Annotated in this window: 15 protein-coding genes; 10 read left to right on the forward strand and 5 right to left on the reverse strand. The window is 71.7% G+C overall.

Annotation, left to right across the window (positions count from 1 at the left end):
- The coding region (locus MFF40_RS09590) for an ISAs1 family transposase (protein WP_238260247.1) at nt 1-522 on the forward strand (522 nt) is incomplete at its 5' end.
- A 35-nt stretch (nt 523-557) separates the two neighbouring features.
- Here the strand turns inward: MFF40_RS09590 and hemH are convergent.
- The gene (gene hemH, locus MFF40_RS09595; protein ID WP_147896306.1) at nt 558-1,640 is read right to left on the reverse strand and encodes a ferrochelatase; all 1,083 of its coding nucleotides are present in this window, start codon (nt 1,638-1,640) and stop codon (nt 558-560) included.
- 224 nt (nt 1,641-1,864) lie between these two features.
- Here hemH and MFF40_RS09600 point away from each other — a divergent pair, with 224 nt between their 5' ends.
- Complete coding sequence (locus MFF40_RS09600; RefSeq protein ID WP_147896305.1) at nt 1,865-2,554, forward strand: uracil-DNA glycosylase; 690 nt, start codon at nt 1,865-1,867, stop codon at nt 2,552-2,554.
- 4 nt (nt 2,555-2,558) lie between these two features.
- Here MFF40_RS09600 and MFF40_RS09605 read toward each other — a convergent pair whose 3' ends face one another.
- Entirely contained in the window at nt 2,559-3,032 is a 474-nt protein-coding gene (locus tag MFF40_RS09605; protein WP_147896304.1) for a hypothetical protein, read from the reverse strand.
- A gap of 272 nt (nt 3,033-3,304) precedes the next feature.
- Between MFF40_RS09605 and MFF40_RS09610 the strand changes: the two genes are divergently transcribed.
- Complete coding sequence (locus tag MFF40_RS09610) at nt 3,305-3,787, forward strand: AMP-dependent synthetase (RefSeq protein ID WP_147896303.1); 483 nt, start codon at nt 3,305-3,307, stop codon at nt 3,785-3,787.
- 90 nt (nt 3,788-3,877) lie between these two features.
- Here MFF40_RS09610 and MFF40_RS09615 read toward each other — a convergent pair whose 3' ends face one another.
- On the reverse strand, nt 3,878-4,453 hold the full coding sequence (locus MFF40_RS09615) for a disulfide bond formation protein B (RefSeq protein ID WP_238260249.1): 576 nt from the start codon (nt 4,451-4,453) through the stop codon (nt 3,878-3,880).
- A gap of 12 nt (nt 4,454-4,465) precedes the next feature.
- On the reverse strand, nt 4,466-4,621 hold the full coding sequence (locus MFF40_RS09620; protein ID WP_187278022.1) for a DUF5993 family protein: 156 nt from the start codon (nt 4,619-4,621) through the stop codon (nt 4,466-4,468).
- Nucleotides 4,622-4,818: 197 nt separating this feature from the next.
- Between MFF40_RS09620 and MFF40_RS09625 the strand changes: the two genes are divergently transcribed.
- From MFF40_RS09625 to MFF40_RS09635, 3 genes are all read left to right on the forward strand, one after another.
- Complete coding sequence (locus tag MFF40_RS09625) at nt 4,819-5,637, forward strand: enoyl-CoA hydratase (RefSeq protein WP_238260251.1); 819 nt, start codon at nt 4,819-4,821, stop codon at nt 5,635-5,637.
- 120 nt (nt 5,638-5,757) lie between these two features.
- Nucleotides 5,758-6,072, forward strand: coding sequence for a hypothetical protein (locus MFF40_RS09630; protein WP_238260253.1), 315 nt, complete (start codon nt 5,758-5,760; stop codon nt 6,070-6,072).
- 66 nt (nt 6,073-6,138) lie between these two features.
- Complete coding sequence (locus MFF40_RS09635; RefSeq protein WP_238260255.1) at nt 6,139-7,575, forward strand: phospholipase D-like domain-containing protein; 1,437 nt, start codon at nt 6,139-6,141, stop codon at nt 7,573-7,575.
- Here MFF40_RS09635 and MFF40_RS09640 read toward each other — a convergent pair.
- Nucleotides 7,493-8,272 carry an endonuclease/exonuclease/phosphatase family protein gene (locus MFF40_RS09640; protein ID WP_238260325.1) on the reverse strand — a complete coding sequence of 260 codons (780 nt, stop codon included), beginning with the start codon at nt 8,270-8,272 and terminating at the stop codon, nt 7,493-7,495. The two genes, MFF40_RS09635 and MFF40_RS09640, sit on opposite strands and share 83 nt — an antisense overlap.
- Before the next feature lie 436 nt (nt 8,273-8,708).
- Here MFF40_RS09640 and katG point away from each other — a divergent pair, with 436 nt between their 5' ends.
- From katG to MFF40_RS09660, 4 genes are all read left to right on the forward strand, one after another.
- A complete protein-coding gene (gene katG, locus MFF40_RS09645; RefSeq protein ID WP_238260256.1) occupies nt 8,709-11,030 on the forward strand; it encodes a catalase/peroxidase HPI in 2,322 nt (773 codons plus the stop codon).
- A gap of 633 nt (nt 11,031-11,663) precedes the next feature.
- Nucleotides 11,664-12,683: a helix-turn-helix domain-containing protein gene (locus MFF40_RS09650; protein WP_238260259.1), complete on the forward strand. Its 1,020-nt coding sequence runs from the start codon at nt 11,664-11,666 to the stop codon at nt 12,681-12,683.
- A 308-nt stretch (nt 12,684-12,991) separates the two neighbouring features.
- The gene (locus MFF40_RS09655) at nt 12,992-14,230 is read left to right on the forward strand and encodes a metallophosphoesterase family protein (RefSeq protein ID WP_147896296.1); all 1,239 of its coding nucleotides are present in this window, start codon (nt 12,992-12,994) and stop codon (nt 14,228-14,230) included.
- Between the two features lie 9 nt (nt 14,231-14,239).
- A complete protein-coding gene (locus tag MFF40_RS09660) occupies nt 14,240-17,716 on the forward strand; it encodes a YhaN family protein (RefSeq protein WP_147896295.1) in 3,477 nt (1,158 codons plus the stop codon).
- The last annotated feature ends 160 nt before the right edge of the window (nt 17,717-17,876 follow it).

Below are 17,876 nucleotides of genomic sequence, written 5' to 3' on the forward strand. Positions count from 1 at the left end.
CTCGCCGAGGACGTGCGCCTGTTCTTCGCAGACCCCGGGCAGGCCCGCCTCGACAGCCACGAGACCATCGATCTCGGCCACGGCCGCAGCGAGATCCGCCGCCATGTCGTCTGCCACGACGTCGCTTGGCTCACCGCGGATCGCCGCTATCCCGGCGCGCCGCGCTTCCCCGGCCTCGAGGCCATCGCCATGGTCGAGGCAACGGTCGGACGCGGCGACACGACTTCGGTCGAGCGGCGCTACTTCCTGTCCTCGCTCCCCCTCGACGCCAAGCTGTTCGCCCGTGCCGTGCGCGCTCACTGGGGCATCGAGAACCGGCTCCACTGGGTGCTCGATGTCGTCTTCCATGACGATCTCATGCGCCTGCGCACCGCCAACGGGCCTCACAACATGGCCACCATCAAGCACATGGCCATGAACCTCATCCGCACCGCATCCGACACGGACAGCCTCAAGACCCGCAGAAAAGCCGCCGCTTGGAACCACGACTACCTCAGAGCCATCGTCACTCAGACCGCCTGATCCCCTTCAAGCGATCGCCCTGGGCTGCTTTCGCGTCAGAGCCAGCCTTGAAGCTCGCGACGCACCACGTGCTCGATGACCTTCATGCCCAGATCCGAGTCGTTCAGGCATGGAATGTAGGCGAAGCGCTCACCGCCGTTGCCCTCGAAATAGTGGCGGTTCTCGCCGTCGAGCTCTTCCAGCGTCTCCAGGCAATCGGCCGTGAAGCCCGGGGCGACGATGGCCATCCGCTTCACGCCGGACTTCGCCAGCTCCGTCACGGTCTCGTCGGTGTAGGGCTTCAGCCACTCCTCGTTGCCGAAGCGCGACTGGAACGTCACCCGCATGCGCTCGGGCGACATCCCCAGGGCTTCCCGGATCAGGCGCCCGGTCTTGTGGCACTGGCAATGGTAGGGATCGCCTTTGAGCAGGTAGCTGCGCGGGACGCCGTGGAACGAGGTCAGGATCACCTCGGGCTCGAAGTCGAGCTTGGCCAGGCCCTCGCGGATCGAATCGGCCATCGCGGCGATGTAGACCGGATCGTCGTGATAGGGCGGCGACACCCGCACGGTCGGCTGCCAGCGCATGTCCATCAGGGCGCGGAACGCCTGGTCGCAGGCGGTGGCCGAGGTCGCGGCGGCGTATTGCGGGTAGAGCGGCACCAGCAGGATCCGGTCGCAGCCCTGGTCGAGCAGCGACTGGAGCCGGTCGGCCACCTCCGGCTTGCCGTAGCGCATCGCCCAGTCGACCACGACGGAATCCCCCATCGCGGCCTGCAGGCGCTCGCTCTGGCCGCGGGTGGTCGTCTTGAGCGGCCCCTCGTTGCGGGTGTTGTTCCAGACGCTGGCGTAGTCGCGGCCCTTCGGCCCCGGGCGCTTGGTCAGGATGATCAGGTTGAGCAGCGGCCACCAGATCAGCCGGGGCACCTCGATGACCCGCCGGTCCGACAGGAACTCCTTGAGGTAGCGCCGCATCGGCCAGTAGCTGGTGCCCTCGGGGGTGCCGAGGTTCATCAGCAGGACGCCGACGCGGCCCCATGCGACCTTCGGGTGGTCGGCCGGGAAGCCGCCCGCGGCGGGGACCGATGTGGCGAGGGGCCGGCCTTCCGCCAGCGCGGCGGGTTCGACGCGTTCGTTCATGGCAGCGTTCCGGCGCCGCGCGCCGAGTCCTTCTTCTGGCTTCAGATACCCGGCAGCCGGCGCACGCGCTTGGGCCGGAGGCTTCCCGGTGTCAGGTGCGATCCCATGTAGGGTGCCGCGCCGCCGAGCGAAGGCCGGCTGCGACATGCTGCACCGGACGTGCCATGCATGGTCGTCCGTTCCTCCCTAGCCACCGCCGTCCCGGCCCGCAACCGCGAGACCCGATGTCCGACACCCCCGTGGCCGCCGCGCTGGCTGCTTTCCGCGCCTCCGGGTCTCCGTGGCTGGCGCTGCCGTTCTTCGCCGGCGACGCGGCCGACTCCGTCGCGGCCCGGGTCGATGCCCGGATCGCCGCGGGCGCGCGGGTCCTGCCGGCCCCGGCCGACATCTTCCGGGCGCTCGCCGAGACGCCGCTGCCGGCGGTCCGCGCGGTCATCCTCGGGCAGGATCCCTACCCGACACCGGGCGATGCCAACGGCCTCGCCTTCTCGTACGTGGGCTCCGGCCGCCTGCCGGCCTCGCTGCGGGTGATCCTGGCCGAGGCCGGCTCCGAACGGTCCGCCGGCGGCGACCTGACGCCCTGGGCCCGGCAGGGCGTACTGCTCCTTAACAGCGCGCTCACCGTCGAGGCCGGCAAGGCCGGTGCGCATCTGCGTTATGGCTGGTCGGCGCTGACCGACGAGGCCGTCGCGGCGGTCTCGGCGCGTCCGGAGCCGGCGGTCTTTCTGCTCTGGGGCGCTCAGGCCCGCGCCCGGGTGCCGCTGATCGATGCGGCGCGCCACGGCGTGTTCGAGAGCGGGCACCCCTCGCCGCTCAACCGAGCCCGGGATTTCCCGGGCTCGGACCCGTTCGGCCGGGCCAACGGCTGGCTGGCCGAACGCGGGGTGACGCCGATCGACTGGCGCCTCGGCTGACCGGTCACTGCGCCGGCTTGACGGGCTCCACCGGCTTGGCGGGCTCTGCGGGCTTGACGGCCTCCGCCGGAGCCGGCGCGTCGGCGGCCTGACCGGCCGGCAACAGGACGTTCTTGGTGATGGAGCCCTCGGGCCCGTACTCGCCGGCCACCGCGATGCAGGCCTGATCGCGGTTCTGGGCCATCTGGTTCGACATCAGCGTGAACATGGTCTGGACGCGGTTGCCGAACGGGCCGCGCGGCTGGACGTCGTCCACCCGAACGTTCTGCTTCGCCAGCAGACCCTCAAAAGCCGCGTTGCCGATGCGGTAGCCGCAGACGTTCGAGGCGGCGAAGATGTAGGCGGCGAATTCGAGCGCGCGCGGCGACGGGGCGTTCCGGATCTGCGCCCGCGCCGGCAGGGCGGCGAACGTCGCGGCGGCGAGCGTCAGGGTGAGGGCTGTGGCGTAGGGGGCGACCCGGCGCGTGGGGCGGTTCATGGGACGTGTTCCTCGGTCCGGGGCGACCTCTTCCGGGCCGCCCGCGCGGAGCCGGACATAGGCCGGACCGAGCACATCGCCAATGCGACCGAATTCGCATTCAAATTGCGGTCGGCCGTTCATCATCGATTCGGCATAGGCGCAGTCGCAGGCGCCTGCGGCCCGGAAAACAGCCCAGTGTTCCGATGATCTGCGATCGTGAGACAGAGTGTTAACCGGCGCGCGTCACGCCAAGGTCCACCGTTTATCCAGATCCAGGCGGTTCGCAGCGTATGTTTGGCGTGAACTCCACTGTCGCAGATGTCCCGGTCCCGACGCCGGTCTCCAATCCGGCCACCCGTGATCCCGACCGGCGCCTCCGCTCCGGCGGCGCTTCCGGGGAGAGGCGTCCGCCCCATCTGCAGGCCGCCCCGGCGATCTGCCCCAACCGGGTCGCGCATTGGGCCTACGGCGAAGGCCTCCGGGCCGGCTCGACCGTCGCGCTCCTGGTCCGCGACCTCGGCCAGTCCGAGGCGATGCGGCTCGGCCTGGCCCGGCTCGGGATCCGGGTCGCCGCCATCGACGGCAGCCGGCGCGGCGAGGCCCTGGCCGACAGCCTGGCCCTCTCGGCCGCCACGCTGGTGATCGTCGATACCGTCCTGGCGGAGGCCTACGCCGGCGTGATGGGGCGGCTGCCCGCCTACCCCTCCGTGTGGTGGAACGGCCCCGGTGCGGACTTCGCCAGCCTGGATCTCGCCCTGGCCGAGCAGGATTGACGGGCGCTAACGGACCGAGGGGAATCAACCGCGCCGCGTGACCGCTGTTCCCCCCGGAAGGCCGTTCGGGCCACGGCCTCGGTCGCCTCCTCAACGCGACCTGAACCGCGCCAGCCAGTCGTCGAGCGCCTCGTATCGGGACGGATCGTCCGGACACAGGCCGGCACCGCATTCCGCCACCGTGGACACGGCGTTGGCGAGGATCACGCTAAGGAACAGCAGCAGGCAAGCCGTCCCGAAGGCGCCGACCTCTTCAACTCGGTCCTGCGAGACCCGGTCGGCGGCCCCATTGCCCAAAAGCAGCACGCCGACGCCGACGATCATGGCCGCGAAGGCAATGAGGGCGAGCGTGTAGAAATGCAGACCGAACAGCGTCGAACCATAACCGCCGGTCCCGGGGACGACGTGCAGGGCGACCTGCCGGGCGGAGATGCCGGCGCCGGTGACCGCGCTCAGGATCACCACGCCGTAATGGGATGTTCGCGGGCCGAAGCGGACGCTGAGCGCGAAGCCGATCCCTGCCGCCGCGAAGGCAGACCGTTGCAGCAGGCACAGCGGGCACGGCAACTCGCCGAGGCGGAACTGGTACCCGAACGCGACGATCAGGATGGCGCAGCAGCCGAGCAACCCGAGGGCGTTGAGGGTTCGGACCTGGTGGGCGGTCATGGCGAGGCCCGTTCAGAAGTCGAGTTGAAGCGTCGAGGTGGCATGGGCGCCGAACAGCGCGATGGTGCCGGCCAGCGACACCAGCCACAGGCCGAGGGCGATCCTGCGCCGCCCCGCCAGGATGGCGGCCGCGCTTCCCGCGAACCCAATGAACGGCAGCACCATCATGGGCATCGACTCCGCGCAAGGACGCCGCGCACCGTCGCGGCCTCGGCGTCACCATACGAGCCTGCCTGGGTAACGGTCGAACCTTTCGTGAAGCCGCCTTGCCGGCCGGGTGCCATCGCGAAACCGCGTGCGGCCTGCTACCCTCCGGCCAAGCGACCGGCCCAGAGCGCAAGGGCGGCCGGCACCGGGAGACGTCGATGACCGCAGCCGTGACCTTAGCACCGTCCGACGCGACAGTCCCGGACGCCCCCGTCCTGCTGCGCCACGATGCCGACGGCGTCGCGACCCTCACGCTGAACCGCCCCCAGGCGCGCAACGCCCTGTCGATGGCCCTGATGGGCGCCCTTCAGGAGCAACTCGACGCGATCCGGGAGGATGCCGGGGTGCGCGTGGTGATCCTGCGCGGCGCCGGCCCGGCCTTCTGCGCCGGCCACGACCTCAAGGAGATGCGCGCCGATCCTTCGCTGGCTGCGACCGAGGCGGTGTTCCGCACCTGCGCCCGCCTGATGCTGAGCCTCACGCGCCTGCCGCAACCGGTGATCGCCCAGGTCCACGGCATCGCCACCGCGGCCGGCTGCCAGCTCGTCGCCACCTGCGACCTCGCGATCTGCACCGAAGGGGCCCGGTTCGCCACGCCGGGGGTCCAGATCGGCCTATTCTGCTCGACCCCGATGGTCGCGCTCTCGCGGGCGGTGTCGCGCAAGGCCGCCCTGGAGATGCTGCTGGTAGGCGAGCCGATCGACGCGCAGGAGGCCTACAGGATCGGCCTCGTCAACCGCGCCGTGCCGGCCGCGGAACTGGACGGCGCGGTGGCCGCCATGGCCGAAAAAATCGCCGGGAAGGCCCGACGGGTGCTCGCGGTCGGCAAGGAGGCGTTCGGCCGCCAGATCGAGATGGGCCTGGAAGAGGCCTACGGCTACACCGCCGAGGTCATGACCCGGAACATGATGATGGCCGACGCCCAGGAGGGCATCGACGCGTTCCTGACCAAGCGGACGCCGCGCTGGGAGCCCTGAGCCCGGCGCGATACGACGCAGGCCCCGTGCCGCGCGACGCGTAGGCTCCGGCCGTGCCCTGCCCTAGGATGAGGGCACACCCTGTCCTGCCGGTCTCGGCACGTCCTCGCGGAACGGCTGATGAGCACCCTCGACCTGTTCGGACTGACGCTCGCCTTCGTCGGCGCCATGCCGCCGCCCCGGCCGCCGCGTCCGCGGCCGGATCGTGCGACCTGGGCCGCGGCCCTGCTGTTCGGCGGCGTCTGCCTGGGCACCGTCGGGCCGATGATCACGATCTGGAGCTTCCACCGGCCCTATGCCGAGGCCAAGGCGCGCTGCATCGCGGATGGCGGCCGGATCCTGTACGCGGCGCTGGACGGCAGCGGCCCCTACCGGTGTGCCCGGCCCCTCGGCACCGCCGATAACGGCGCGCTGCCGCCCCTGCGCGCCTATTAAATCCGCTCGCGCTCGTTTCCTTCGGCTATATCCGGCGGCGTCTGACACGAACCGGATGCCGAGACCTTGGAAGACGCGCTGTATCGATGGCTGCAATCCACCGCCCTGTTGCGGGCGGATGTCGCGGCGCTCATCGGCATTGCCCTGGCGCTCGGCGTCACCCTGCACGCCCTGCTGCGCAAGCGCCGGGTCAGCGTCGCGGTCGGGTGGATCGGGCTCGCCTGGCTCTCGCCGATCTTCGGCACCGCCCTCTACCTGACCTTCGGCATCAACCGCGTCTCCCGGCGGGCCCGGAAGCTGCGCACCAAGCCCTCCGACGCGACGAACCTCCCGGACACCGACGATGCCGTGGTGCCGGAGACGCTCTGGCCCCTCGACCGGGCGATCCGGCGCATCACCGGCCTGCCGGCCTTCTCGGGCAACCACGTCGAGATGTTCCGCAATGGCGACGCCGGATACCCGGCCATGCTGGCGGAGATCCGCGCGGCGAAGGCCAGCATCGGGTTGTCGAGCTACATCTTCCGCGACGATCCCGTCGGCCGGGAATTCTGCACGGCGCTGGCGGAGGCGCAGGCCCGCGGCGTCAAGGTCCGGGTGATCATCGACGGGATCGGCGGCGGCTACTTCCGGGCGCCGGTCTATCATCGCCTGACCAGCCTCGGGGTGCCGGCGGCCCTGTTCATGCACTCCGCCCTGCCCTGGCGGATGCCGTTCCTCAACCTGCGCTCGCACAAGAAGCTGCTGATCATCGACGGGCGCATCGCCTTCACGGGCGGGCTGAACATCTCACAGCCGAACCGCGTGGCGTTGAAGCCGGAGCACCCGATCCGCGACACGCATTACCGGCTCCGGGGGCCGGTGGTCGAGCAACTCGCCGTGGCGTTCGCGGCCGACTGGGCCTTCGTGGACGGCGAGATCCTCGATTCCGAGCCCTGGGTCGCCGACCTGGCGCCGGTCGGGACCAGCGTCGCCCGGGTCGTCACCTCGGGGCCGGATGCCGACGTCGAGAAGATCGAGCAAGTGATCCTCCAGGCGCTCGCCTGCGCCCGCCGGACCGTCCGGTTCGTCACCCCGTACTTCCTGCCCGACGAGCTGGTGACCGGCGCCCTCGCCCAGGCCGCGACCCGGGGCATCACCGTGGACCTGATCATCCCGCGGGTGAGCGACCATCCGTTCATCGACTGGGCGACCCGGGCGCATCTCGACCCCCTGCTCCGGGCTGGCGTGCGGGTCTGGCTCGACGAGCCGCCGTTCGATCACTCCAAGGCGATGGTCGTCGACGACGTCTGGTGCTTCATCGGCAGCGCCAACTGGGACATGCGCAGCTTCCGGCTCAACTTCGAGCTGAACGTCGAGATCATCGATGCCGACCTCGCGGCCCAGCTCGACACCTTCATGCGCGGCAAGATGGAGGCACGCCTCAGCCGTGAGGCTCTCGCCGCCCGCGCCCTGCCGACCCGTCTGCGCGACGCAGGCGTGCGACTGCTGCTGCCATACCTTTGAAGCGCGCGGGGGCGTGCGCCTCCGGCGCCGGCCCTAGATGGACCACGATCGGCTTGTGGTCCGAGGGCCCGCGCGGCAGCACCGCGTGCTCGTGGCAGATCAGGCCGCGGGCGAGGCAGCGGTCGAGCCGCAACGGCAGCACGTCGACCATCGCGTGGGTCGGCCTCCGCGGGCCGACGTCGCGAAAGCCCGGGATCAGCGCCGGCCCGACGATGTTGTAATCGCCCAGCACCGCGGCCCGCGGCGGCAATTCGCCGACGATCCGGCGCAGCTGGCGGCGGTTGAGCATCTGCCCATGCGACAGGTGGACGTTGGCGACGCCGAACTCGCCGAGATCGAGCACTTGGCAGACCCGGTGCACCAGGGCGCCGGCCGGGAGCTCGATCACCCGGGGCGGCGTCGCGAACGGCTTCGGGCTCCACATGGCGAGCCCATGGATCCGCCCCGGAAGCGGCGCCCAGGCGTAATGGCCGCCGATCCGGTCGCGCAGGAAGCCGATCGCCCGGGTCGCCTCCTGCATCAGCAGCAGGTCCGGCTGCTCCTGGGCGACCAGGGCGGCCACGTCGTCCACCGCCGCGCCGGTGCGCCGGAGCAGATTCCAGCTCACGATCTTGAACGGCCTGCGGCTGCGCTCGGCCGGCCGGATCGGGAGGGCCGAGGCGAGGCCGGAGCGGTCCGGATGGGCGAAGCTGTTCATCGGGCCGGACTCGTACCTCACCGGGGGGCTCCGTCGCCACCGCCGCGCTTCAACGCGCCGGAGGCTCGGGCGTTCGCTCGGGTCCGAGGCCAATCGGCTTTTGCCTCGGGCAGCTGCGCGGCGTCATGACCGTCGCCACGCCCGTCGTCCGGCCGGTCGGCAACGGCGATCGGCCGAATGGCGGCCGACGCTTCGATTGCGCGCCATCGACTCGCGCGATCGTGAGGCGCGTCTTCCTAGGCGTGCGGTCCGCCGGCGTGCCCGTATGGGTGACGCCGGCACCTTGATTTTCGGGGCGGGCGACTGATGTCGCCTGCAGTGCAGCATCGTTCCTGCGCGGCCGGTCGTGAGAGCGGCACGCCGATCGCTGCTGTCGGCGACAGCCCGGCGGACCGAGGGGTCCAGTGACGCCGGTCCTGCGCCAAGGGGGATCTTGATGAACACGACGACGATCGACAAAACCAATACCGAATCGTACCCGATGGCGGGTCAATGCCCGTTCGGCGGCGACCGCGTCGGCGGGGCCTTCGGCAGCCGTCCCGCCTTGGAGAACTGGTATCCGCACCGGCTCAGGGTCGAGCTCCTGCACCAGAACGGGCTCGCGGCCGATCCGCTGGGGCCGGATTTCGACTACGCCGACGCCTTCCGGACGATCGACCTGGATGCGCTCAAGAGCGACATCAAGCAGTTCCTGACGTCGTCGGTGGCATGGTGGCCGTCCGATTACGGCAATTACGGCCCGCAGATGATCCGCATGGCCTGGCACTCGGCCGGAACCTACCGCATCGCGGACGGGCGGGGCGGAGCCGGCACCGGGATGCAGCGGTTCGCGCCGATCTCGAGTTGGTGGGACAACGGCAACACCGACAAGTCGCGCCGCCTCCTGCAGCCGCTCAAGCACAAGTACGGCAACGCCCTGTCCTGGGCCGACCTGATGGTGCTCACCGGCAATTGCGCCCTGGAGATCATGGGCCTGCCGACCTACGGGTTCGCCGGCGGACGTCTCGACGCCTGGGAGGCGGACGACGCCACCTACTGGGGTCCCGAAGTCGTCGAGATGGGCGCGGTGTCGAGCTTCGACGAGATGGTCAACCGCGACCAGCGCTGGCGCGGCAAGAACGGAGACCCCGACTACGACCTGGAGAACCCGCTGGCCGCCTCTCACCAGGCGCTGATCTACGTCAACCCCGAGGGGCCCTACGCGAACGGGGATCCGCAGGGCTCGGCCAACGACATCCGGGTGACGTTCACCCGCATGGCCATGAACGACGAGGAGACGGTGGCGCTGATCGCCGGCGGCCACGCCTTCGGCAAGAGCCACGGCATGACCCCCGCCAAGGAGATCGGACCGCCGCCGGAGATGGCGCCGATGGAGGCGATGGGGCTCGGCTGGCACAACCCGAAGGGCACGGGTGCCGGCAAGGACACGATGACCAACGGCATCGAGGGCAGCTGGACCCCCGATCCCACCAAGTGGGACAACGCCTACCTGGAGAACCTCTTCAAGTTCGAGTGGGAGCAGACCAAGAGCCCGGCCGGCGCCCTGCAATGGACCCCGAAGGACCCGGATGCGCCCAAAACCCCCGACGCCCACGTCGCGGGTCAGATGCACCCGCTCATGATGATGACCTCCGACATCGCCCTCAAGGTCGACCCGGAGTACCGCAAGGTCTGCGAGAAGTTCCTCACCGACTTCGATGCCTTCACGCAGGCCTTCTCGAAGGCTTGGTACAAGCTCACCCACCGCGACATGGGCCCCAAGCACCGCTACCTCGGTCCGGAGGTGACGATCGAGGACGGCCTGCTGTGGCAGGACCCGATTCCCGATGCCGCCTACACCCCGGTGGGGGAGGCCGAGATCGCCGACCTGAAGCAAGCGATCCTGGCCACGGGCGTCTCGGTCTCTGACCTCGCCTTCACCGCCTTCTCGGCGGCGTCGACCTATCGCGACAGCGACAAGCGCGGCGGCGCCAACGGCGGCCGTCTGGCCCTCGCTCCGCAGAAGGACTGGGCCGTCAACCGCCGGGCCGCACCCGTGGTCGAGGCGCTGCGCGGCGTCATGGCCACGTTCAACGGCGGGCGCGGCGACGGCAAGCAGGTTTCGCTGGCCGACCTCATCGTGCTCGCCGGCTGTACCGCCGTCGAGAAGGCTGCCCGGGACGCGGGCGTCGAGACGCGCGTGCCGTTCACGCCCGGCCGGGTCGACACCACGCAGGACCTCACCGACATCGAGATGTTCGAGTGGCTGAGGCCCCTCGTCGACGGCTTCCGCAACTACGTCGACGGCGGGTTCAGGGACATGGCACCGCGCCTGTCGCCGGAGGAGATGTTCCTCGACAAGGCCAACCTGCTGACTCTGACCGCGCCGGAATGGGTGGTGCTGACGGGCGGCCTACGGGCCCTCAACGCCAACCACGACGGATCGAACCAGGGCATCTTCACCGACCGGGTGGGCGTGCTGACGACGGACTTCTTCCGGACCCTGACCGACACGAACCTGGTCTGGGAGAAGGTCGATTCGGACGGGACGTCTTTCGTCCTCAAGGACCGCGAGACCGGGCAGGCCCGGTTCGAGGCGACGCGCAACGACCTCGTCTTCGGGGCGAACGCGCAGCTGCGCAACATCGCCGACGCCTATGCCGGCCGCGACGGCCAGCAGCGGTTCGTGGCGGACTTCGTGCGGGTCTGGGACAAGGTGATGATGCTCGATCGCTACGACGTGAAGGGTCACCGCCGTTACGGGTCCATGGCGGCCTGATCGACGCGGCCCAGCATCGCGTGCCCCCGTCGCACCATTCGGTGGGACGGGGGCAACACCCCACGGGTGACGGCGAAGCCGGTGGGACGGCACCGTTGCCTCGTCCGTGCGAACGGACGGGACACGTCTGCATCATCGTTTCAGGCCAGGATCGGGCTAGTCGAAGGGGCGGATCCCGGGACGGCGCTTCCGTTTCCGGATCGGCAAACGACTGGCCATCGCTTGCCGGCTACGGGTCGCACAGGTTGGAAACTCGATCTCTTCTCAGGAGGGCGGCTCAGTCTTCTTCAATTGAACAACCGTCCCGTGCTGACACGCACGGTCATCCCGGGCTCGCCTGCGGCGCCCCGGGATGACGGCGCGGGTTGTCGCGAATCGGGGATGGACTCACGGGAAATGGATCTACCGACCTGTACGACCGGTCGCTGACCGGGGGAGATCCGCAGCGGGCGCACCGGACCCAACCCGATCCTGCCGTCGATGCAGACTTGGATGCCGCCGCTAGCGGTCATCCGCCCTGCTTGCGACACTTTCGACCTCCGCGGAGCACACACGCGCATTTAGGTTGCCCCACCAGGGGCCGAATGCTCAATCTCTCCCGTCGCACGGGTCGGATGGCGATGGATCTGTCCCTTGAGTGCAGACGACACGACGGCTGAGCCGGGTCTGCCGCACTTCCTCCTGACAACCACGGGCTTGCCACCCGGGGAAGCCTTCGAGCGATGGCGGACCCTCCTGGCGCCGATGTACGCGGTCAGTCCTGCCACGCCATCCGCTCCGCTGCCGTTCGGCAGCAACATCGCGTACCCGATCGACGACCTCGTGGCGCATCGCACGCGGCTCTCGACCCAGCGGCTCCAGCGGGACCGCCGACGCGTCGAGGCCGGTCCCGACCACTACATCGTCCAGCTCTACCGGTCCGGCCGCTTCCAGGGCACGGTCGGCGGCAAACCGGTCTCGGCCTCGGCCGGCACCGTGACCCTGATCGGCCGCCGTCATCTGCTCGACGGCATGCTCGACCGAGCCGACGCGATCGGCATCGCCGTACCCAGCACGCGACTCCACGGTCTGCCGCTCGAGGCGCACGGCCTGCTCTTCGATGCAGCCCGCAACCGGCTGCTGGCCGCCCGCATCTCGGACATCTACCGGCGGTTGCCGACCACGCGCGCCAACGAGGCCCCGGCGCTCGCCGACGAGTTCGTGGCCTTCCTGCACCGGCTCCTCGATCCCTCGCCGGCCGCGGACGTGCTGGACGGGCGCGAACTCAACGGCGCGCTCCTCGCCCTCGCCAGGACGATCGTGCAGGAAAACCTGTCGCGGCCGATGCTATCGCCCGAATTCATCGCCGGGCAGATGCAGGTCTCGCGGTCCACGCTCTACCGGCTGTTCGAGCCCGAGGGCGGCGTAATGCATTTCGTGCAGGGCGAGCGCTTGGCGGCGGTGCGTGATGCCCTGGCCGACCCGATGGAGCGGCGCACCATCAGCCGGCTGGCCGAGGTGTTCGCGTTCAACACCATCTCGCAGCTCAGCCGCAGCTTCCGCAACCGCTACGGCGCCCCACCGCAGGCCTGGCGTGGCGAGCGCCGGGTGGCCCAACGGATCGGCGGTCAGGGGACGGCACAACACGTCTGGAAGTGGCTGCGCGAAACGTGATGCCCGCACGGAGGCGGGCCGGATGGATCGACGCCGTGAGGCGGCGGCCGCCTCTCGCAGGTGCTGTTCCGGCCCCCCGCCCAGGGGCCGGCGGAGGCCCCGGACGATCTCCGAAGGCGTTTCTTGCCCAGCGGCGGACGGGCGGACATCCCCCGTCTCGGACATCAACAAGGTCAGAGGCTGATCGCGGTCAGCTCTTGAGACCGTCGCATGCGCCCCGTGCCTGTGCAGCAATCGGAGCACCGCGCTTGAGGCCGCACGCCCCGGCGGCCTAAGACCCCCGCTCACCGATTGCTCCACGGAGACCGATGTCGGGCTTCAGCTTCATCCACGCGGCGGACCTGCACCTCGGCAGCCCGCTCTCGGGCCTCGCGACCCGCGACGCGGAACTCGCCCGGCGCCTCGCCACGGCCGGGCGGCAGGCCTTCGAGGATCTGGTCACCCAGGCGATCGAGCGGCGGGTCGCCTTCGTGGTGGTGGCCGGGGACATCTACGACGGCGATTGGGCCGACAACACGATCGGGCTGTTCTTCGCCCGCCAAGTCGCCCGCCTCGACCGGGCCGGCATCCCGACCCTGCTGGTCCGCGGCAACCACGACGCCGAGAGCGTGATCACCCGCTCGATCACCCTGCCGCCCTCGGTCCACGTGTTCCCGGCGGCCCGGGCGGAGACGCTGCGCCTCGAGGCCGTGCGGGTCGCCGTGCATGGCCGCAGCTTCCAGGCCCGGGCCGTGGAGGAGAACCTGTCGCTGACCTACCCGGCCGCCCTGCCCGGCTGGTTCAACCTCGGGATCCTCCACACCTCCTGCACCGGCCACGCCGCCCACGAGACCTACGCGCCCTGCTCGATCGCCGACCTCACCGCCCGGGGCTACGAGTACTGGGCGCTCGGCCACATCCACGAGTACGCCGAGCTGTCCCGGGATCCCTGGATCGTGTTCCCCGGCAACATCCAGGGCCGCAGCGTGCGCGAATGCGGCGCGAAGGGTGCGGTCCTGGTCGAGGTCGCGGACGGGCGGGTCACCGGCCTCAGCCGCCTCCCCCTCGATCGGGCGCGGTTCGAGCAGGTCACCGTCGACCTGGGCGCGGCCGCCGACACGAGCACAGCCCTCGCGATCGTGGAATCCGCCCTGCGGCCGCTGGCGGAGGTGGCGGCCCGGCGCCTCGTGCTGGTGCGGGTCCACCTCGCCGGCACGACCCCGGCCCACAACGCGCTGTCGGCCGACCGCGAGGGCGTCACCGCCGAGATCCAGGCCGCCGCCCACCGGCTGCACGAGGACATCTGGCTGGAGCGCCTGAAGATCGAGACCCGCCGGCCCCGCGCGACCGTGGACGCCTCCGGGGCGGCGATCGACCCGGCGGCACTTCTGGCCGACCTCGACCGCGACCCGGATTTCCGCATCCGCGCCAAGGCGGCGCTTGCCGAGATCGGCGCCCGGATGCCCGCCACCGCGGCGGCCGAGGCCGACCTGGAGGCCGAGTTCGACGCGCTCTGCGCCGAGGCCGAGGCGCTGATCCTGGGCCGCCTCGGCGGCCGGCACTGCTGAGGGCGCATCATGCGGCTGATCCGCCTCGCCCTGGAGCGCTACGGCGCCTTCACCGACCGGACCGTGACCTTCCGGCCCGACGCCCGCCTGCACGTGGTGCTGGGCGCCAACGAGGCCGGCAAGAGCACGGCGCTGGCGGCGGTGACCGACCTCCTGTTCGGCTTCGAGAAGACCACCCGGTACGCCTTCCTGCACGACATGCCCCTGCTGCGGCTCGGCGCCAAGGTCGAGGCAGCGGACGGGCGCTGCCTGGCGTTCCGCCGCCGCAAGGGCAACACCCGGACCCTGATCGACGCCGACGAGGCGCCCCTGCCCGACGATTCCCTGGCGCCGTTCCTCGGCGGCATCTCCCGCACCGTGTTCTGCCGCGCGTTCGGGCTGGATGCCGGCAGCCTGCGGGCGGGCGGGCGCGAGATGGTCGATGTCGAGGGCGAGGTCGGCGCCAGCCTGTTCGCGGCCGGTTCCGGCCTGCGCGGCCTCACCGAGCTCCAATCCGCCCTGGACGCCGAGGCCGAGGGCATCTTCGCGCCCCGGCAGGCCAAGCACCGGACCTTCTACCAGGCCCTGGAGCGGCACGAGACCGCCCGCAAGGCGATCCGCGAGAAGGGCCTGCGGTCCGGGGACTGGCGCGCGCTCAACGACGAGATCGCCGCCGCCGCAGAGAAGCTCGACGCGCTCCGGGCCGGGACGCAGCGCATCGCCACCGAGCGCGCCCGGCTGGAGCGCCTGAAGCGCGCCCGGCCGATCGTCGCCGAGATCGACGTGTTGGACCACCGGATCGCCGCCGATTCCGACCTGGCCGAGGCGGATATCGCCTGGATCGAGCGCCTGGGCGCCGCCCTCGAAGGCTGCCGCACGGCCGAGGCCGAGGCGGCCCGGACCGACGCCGCCCTCACCCGGGCGCGCGGCGAGGCCGATTCCGTGCCCGTGGAGCCCGAGCTGATCCTGCACGCCGAAGACATCCTGGCGGCGTTCAGCGGCACCAAGGAGTTCGAGAAGGGCGGCACCGACCTGCCCCGGATCGAGGGCGACGCCCACAAGGTCGGGCTCGACCTGGAGCGCCTGCGCGCCCGGATCGGCGTCCCGGACCTCGCTGCCCTGGAGGCCGGACAGCCCACCGACGCCGCCCGCGCCCGGGTCGAGCGCCTGATCCGCGACGGCCGGACCCTGGCTGCCGCCGAGGAGCAGATCGCCCGCGACGGCGCCGCCGCCCGGGCCGAGCGCGACCGGCTGGCCGGGGAGGTCGAGGCGGCCGGTGCCACCCACGATCCGACGCCGCTGCGCGAGGACCTGAAGCCGCTCGCGAAGCTGCACGAGCGCATCGCCGCCCACGAGGCGCTGGACACCGCGATCCGTCGGGAGACGGCGCTCCTGCGCAACCAGGCCGGCCGGCTGTCGCCGCCGGTGGCCGACACCGCCGCCCTGGTCCGCCTGCCCCTGCCGGCCGCCGACACGGTGGCACGCTATCGCGCCCTGCTCGACGGCAAAAGGCGCGAGCACGAACGCGCCGCCGACCGCCGGGACGCGGCGCACAGCCAAGCTACCTCCACCCGTGACCGCCTGCGCGAGCGCGAGGCCGGCCGGCCGATCGCCACCCAAGAGCGGCTCGACGCCGCCCGGACGGCCCGCGATACCGGCTTCGCGCCCCTGCGCGACGCCCTCGCGGCCGGGCGCAGTGCCGAGCCCGGCGCGATCGCGACCTACGAGCGCGCCCTGTTCGAGGCGGACCGCCTGGCCGACGCGCGCGCCGCCGACGCCGCCCGGGTCGCGGCCCACGCCGCCGACCTCGACCGCCTCGCCGCCGAGGACGCCGCCTGCGCGGCGGCGGATCGGGTGCTCGCCGCGATCGCCCATGAGATCGCCGAGGGCGAGGCCGCCTGGCACGAAGCGTGGCGGCCCGCCGGTCTCGTCCCCGGCCCGCCGGCCGAGATGGCGGCCTGGCTCACCGAGACCGAAAACCTGATCGAGGCCGAGCAGCGCCTGGCCGAGCAGCGGATCGAGCGGGACCGGCTGTCGGCCCGGATCGAGGCCGCCCGGGCGCCGCTCGCCGCCCTGTTTACCCGGGCCGGCCTCGATCCCGCCCCCGATCTCGATGTCGGGCAGGCGCTGGAGCGGCTGGAGACGCGGGTTGCCACCCTGGCAAGCCGGTGGGAGGCCAACCTCCAGACCGGCGGCCTGCTCCGCGCGGCCGCGGCGGCCGCCGACAGGCTGGACGTGGCCCTTTCCGAGACCGAGGGCCGCCGGGCCGCCTGGCAGGCCGAATGGGCGGAGGCTCTGCGCCCCCTCGGCCTCGCTGCGAGCGCCCGTCCCGAGGAGGCCGAGAGCGCCTTGGAGGCGTGGCGCGCGGTGCCCGACCGCCTCACGGCCCGCGCCGACCTGCAGCGCCGGGCGGCGGGCCTGCGGCGCGACCGGGAGGCGTTCCGGGTCACGGCCGCGTCCCTGGTCGAAGCGTTGGCCCCCGACCTCGCCGGCACGCCGCCGACAGGGGCCGTCCGCACGCTGCATGACCGCTTGGTCGCTGCGCAGGCCCGGGCGGCCCGCCGCGCCGAACTGGACCGGCGCCTGGCGGATGCGGAGGGGGCGGCACGCGCCGCCGCCGGGCTGCACGCCGCCGCCCGGGCCGCGCTGACCCGGCAGATCGCGCAGACCATGCCGGACCTCGCCGAGGCGCCCATCGCGGGGATCGAGGCGGTGTTCGGGCGGCTGAACACCCGGGAGGCGCTCCGGGCCGAGCGCCTGCGCCTGCGTGGCAGCCTCGCGGGCGCCGCCGACGGCCTGCCGGAAGCCGAGATCCGCGCCGGCCTCGACGCCCTGCCCCCGGAAGCGGTCGAGGCGGAACTCGCCCGCCTCGCCATGGAGGCCGAAGAGCAGGCGGAGCGCGGCCAGGTCGTCTACGCCGACCGCGACCGCGCCGAGCGGCGCCGGGCGGAGCTGGAAGGCGGCAGCGGCGCCGAACTGGCCGCCGCCGAGCGCAAGGCCGCCGAGGCGGATCTGCAGGCGGCGTCCCGCTCCTGGGCGGTGCTGCGGCTCGCCGGCCTGATGCTCGGCCAGGCGGTGGCCCGGCACCGGGCCGGCCAGCAGGATCCGCTCGTCGCCCGGGCCGGAGCCCTGTTCCGCGCCCTCACCGGCGGCGGCTTCGCGGGGCTGGCCCAGACCTACGACGAGGCCGACACCCCGAAGCTCGCCGGACAGCGCGCGGGCGGCGGGTTGGTCGGGATCGAGGGCATGAGCGAGGGTACCCGCGACCAGCTCTACCTCGCCCTGCGCCTCGCCTACCTGGAGGATTACGCCGGGCGCGCCGAGCCGGCCCCCTTCATCGGCGACGATCTGTTCTCGACATTCGACGAGGCCCGGACCGGATACGGCCTCGACGCGCTGGCCGAGATCGGCGCCAGCGTCCAGCCGATCCTGTTCACCCACCACCGTCACGTCGCCGAGATCGCCCGGGACCGGCTGGGGGACGCGGTGGACGTTTTGGAGCTGTAGGGGGCGGTTTTGACCGAAGAGCGCGGCCGTCCGGCAACTCCCTTGGCGACGGCCGCCACAACGGCGGGGAGTAAATCTCTCCGTCATGCCGGGGCGCCGTAGGCGATCCCGAAATCCAGAGCCGCCGACCGCGCAAGTCCTTCAAGGGTCGGCGGTTATG

It is taken from the genome of Methylobacterium mesophilicum, assembly GCF_022179445.1.
In the GTDB taxonomy this organism is placed as follows: domain Bacteria; phylum Pseudomonadota; class Alphaproteobacteria; order Rhizobiales; family Beijerinckiaceae; genus Methylobacterium; species Methylobacterium mesophilicum.

What these genes read in the sequence shown, in the direction of transcription:
- MFF40_RS09615 (WP_238260249.1), bottom strand. Translation starts at nt 4,453, where the DNA reads ATGACCGCCCACCAGGTCCGAACCCTCAACGCCCTCGGGTTGCTCGGC.
- MFF40_RS09660 (WP_147896295.1), top strand. Translation starts at nt 14,240, where the DNA reads ATGCGGCTGATCCGCCTCGCCCTGGAGCGCTACGGCGCCTTCACCGAC.
- katG (WP_238260256.1), top strand. Translation starts at nt 8,709, where the DNA reads ATGAACACGACGACGATCGACAAAACCAATACCGAATCGTACCCGATG.
- MFF40_RS09610 (WP_147896303.1), top strand. Translation starts at nt 3,305, where the DNA reads ATGTTTGGCGTGAACTCCACTGTCGCAGATGTCCCGGTCCCGACGCCG.
- MFF40_RS09625 (WP_238260251.1), top strand. Translation starts at nt 4,819, where the DNA reads ATGACCGCAGCCGTGACCTTAGCACCGTCCGACGCGACAGTCCCGGAC.
- MFF40_RS09630 (WP_238260253.1), top strand. Translation starts at nt 5,758, where the DNA reads ATGAGCACCCTCGACCTGTTCGGACTGACGCTCGCCTTCGTCGGCGCC.
- hemH (WP_147896306.1), bottom strand. Translation starts at nt 1,640, where the DNA reads ATGAACGAACGCGTCGAACCCGCCGCGCTGGCGGAAGGCCGGCCCCTC.
- MFF40_RS09605 (WP_147896304.1), bottom strand. Translation starts at nt 3,032, where the DNA reads ATGAACCGCCCCACGCGCCGGGTCGCCCCCTACGCCACAGCCCTCACC.
- MFF40_RS09640 (WP_238260325.1), bottom strand. Translation starts at nt 8,272, where the DNA reads ATGAACAGCTTCGCCCATCCGGACCGCTCCGGCCTCGCCTCGGCCCTC.
- MFF40_RS09600 (WP_147896305.1), top strand. Translation starts at nt 1,865, where the DNA reads ATGTCCGACACCCCCGTGGCCGCCGCGCTGGCTGCTTTCCGCGCCTCC.
- MFF40_RS09655 (WP_147896296.1), top strand. Translation starts at nt 12,992, where the DNA reads ATGTCGGGCTTCAGCTTCATCCACGCGGCGGACCTGCACCTCGGCAGC.
- MFF40_RS09620 (WP_187278022.1), bottom strand. Translation starts at nt 4,621, where the DNA reads ATGATGGTGCTGCCGTTCATTGGGTTCGCGGGAAGCGCGGCCGCCATC.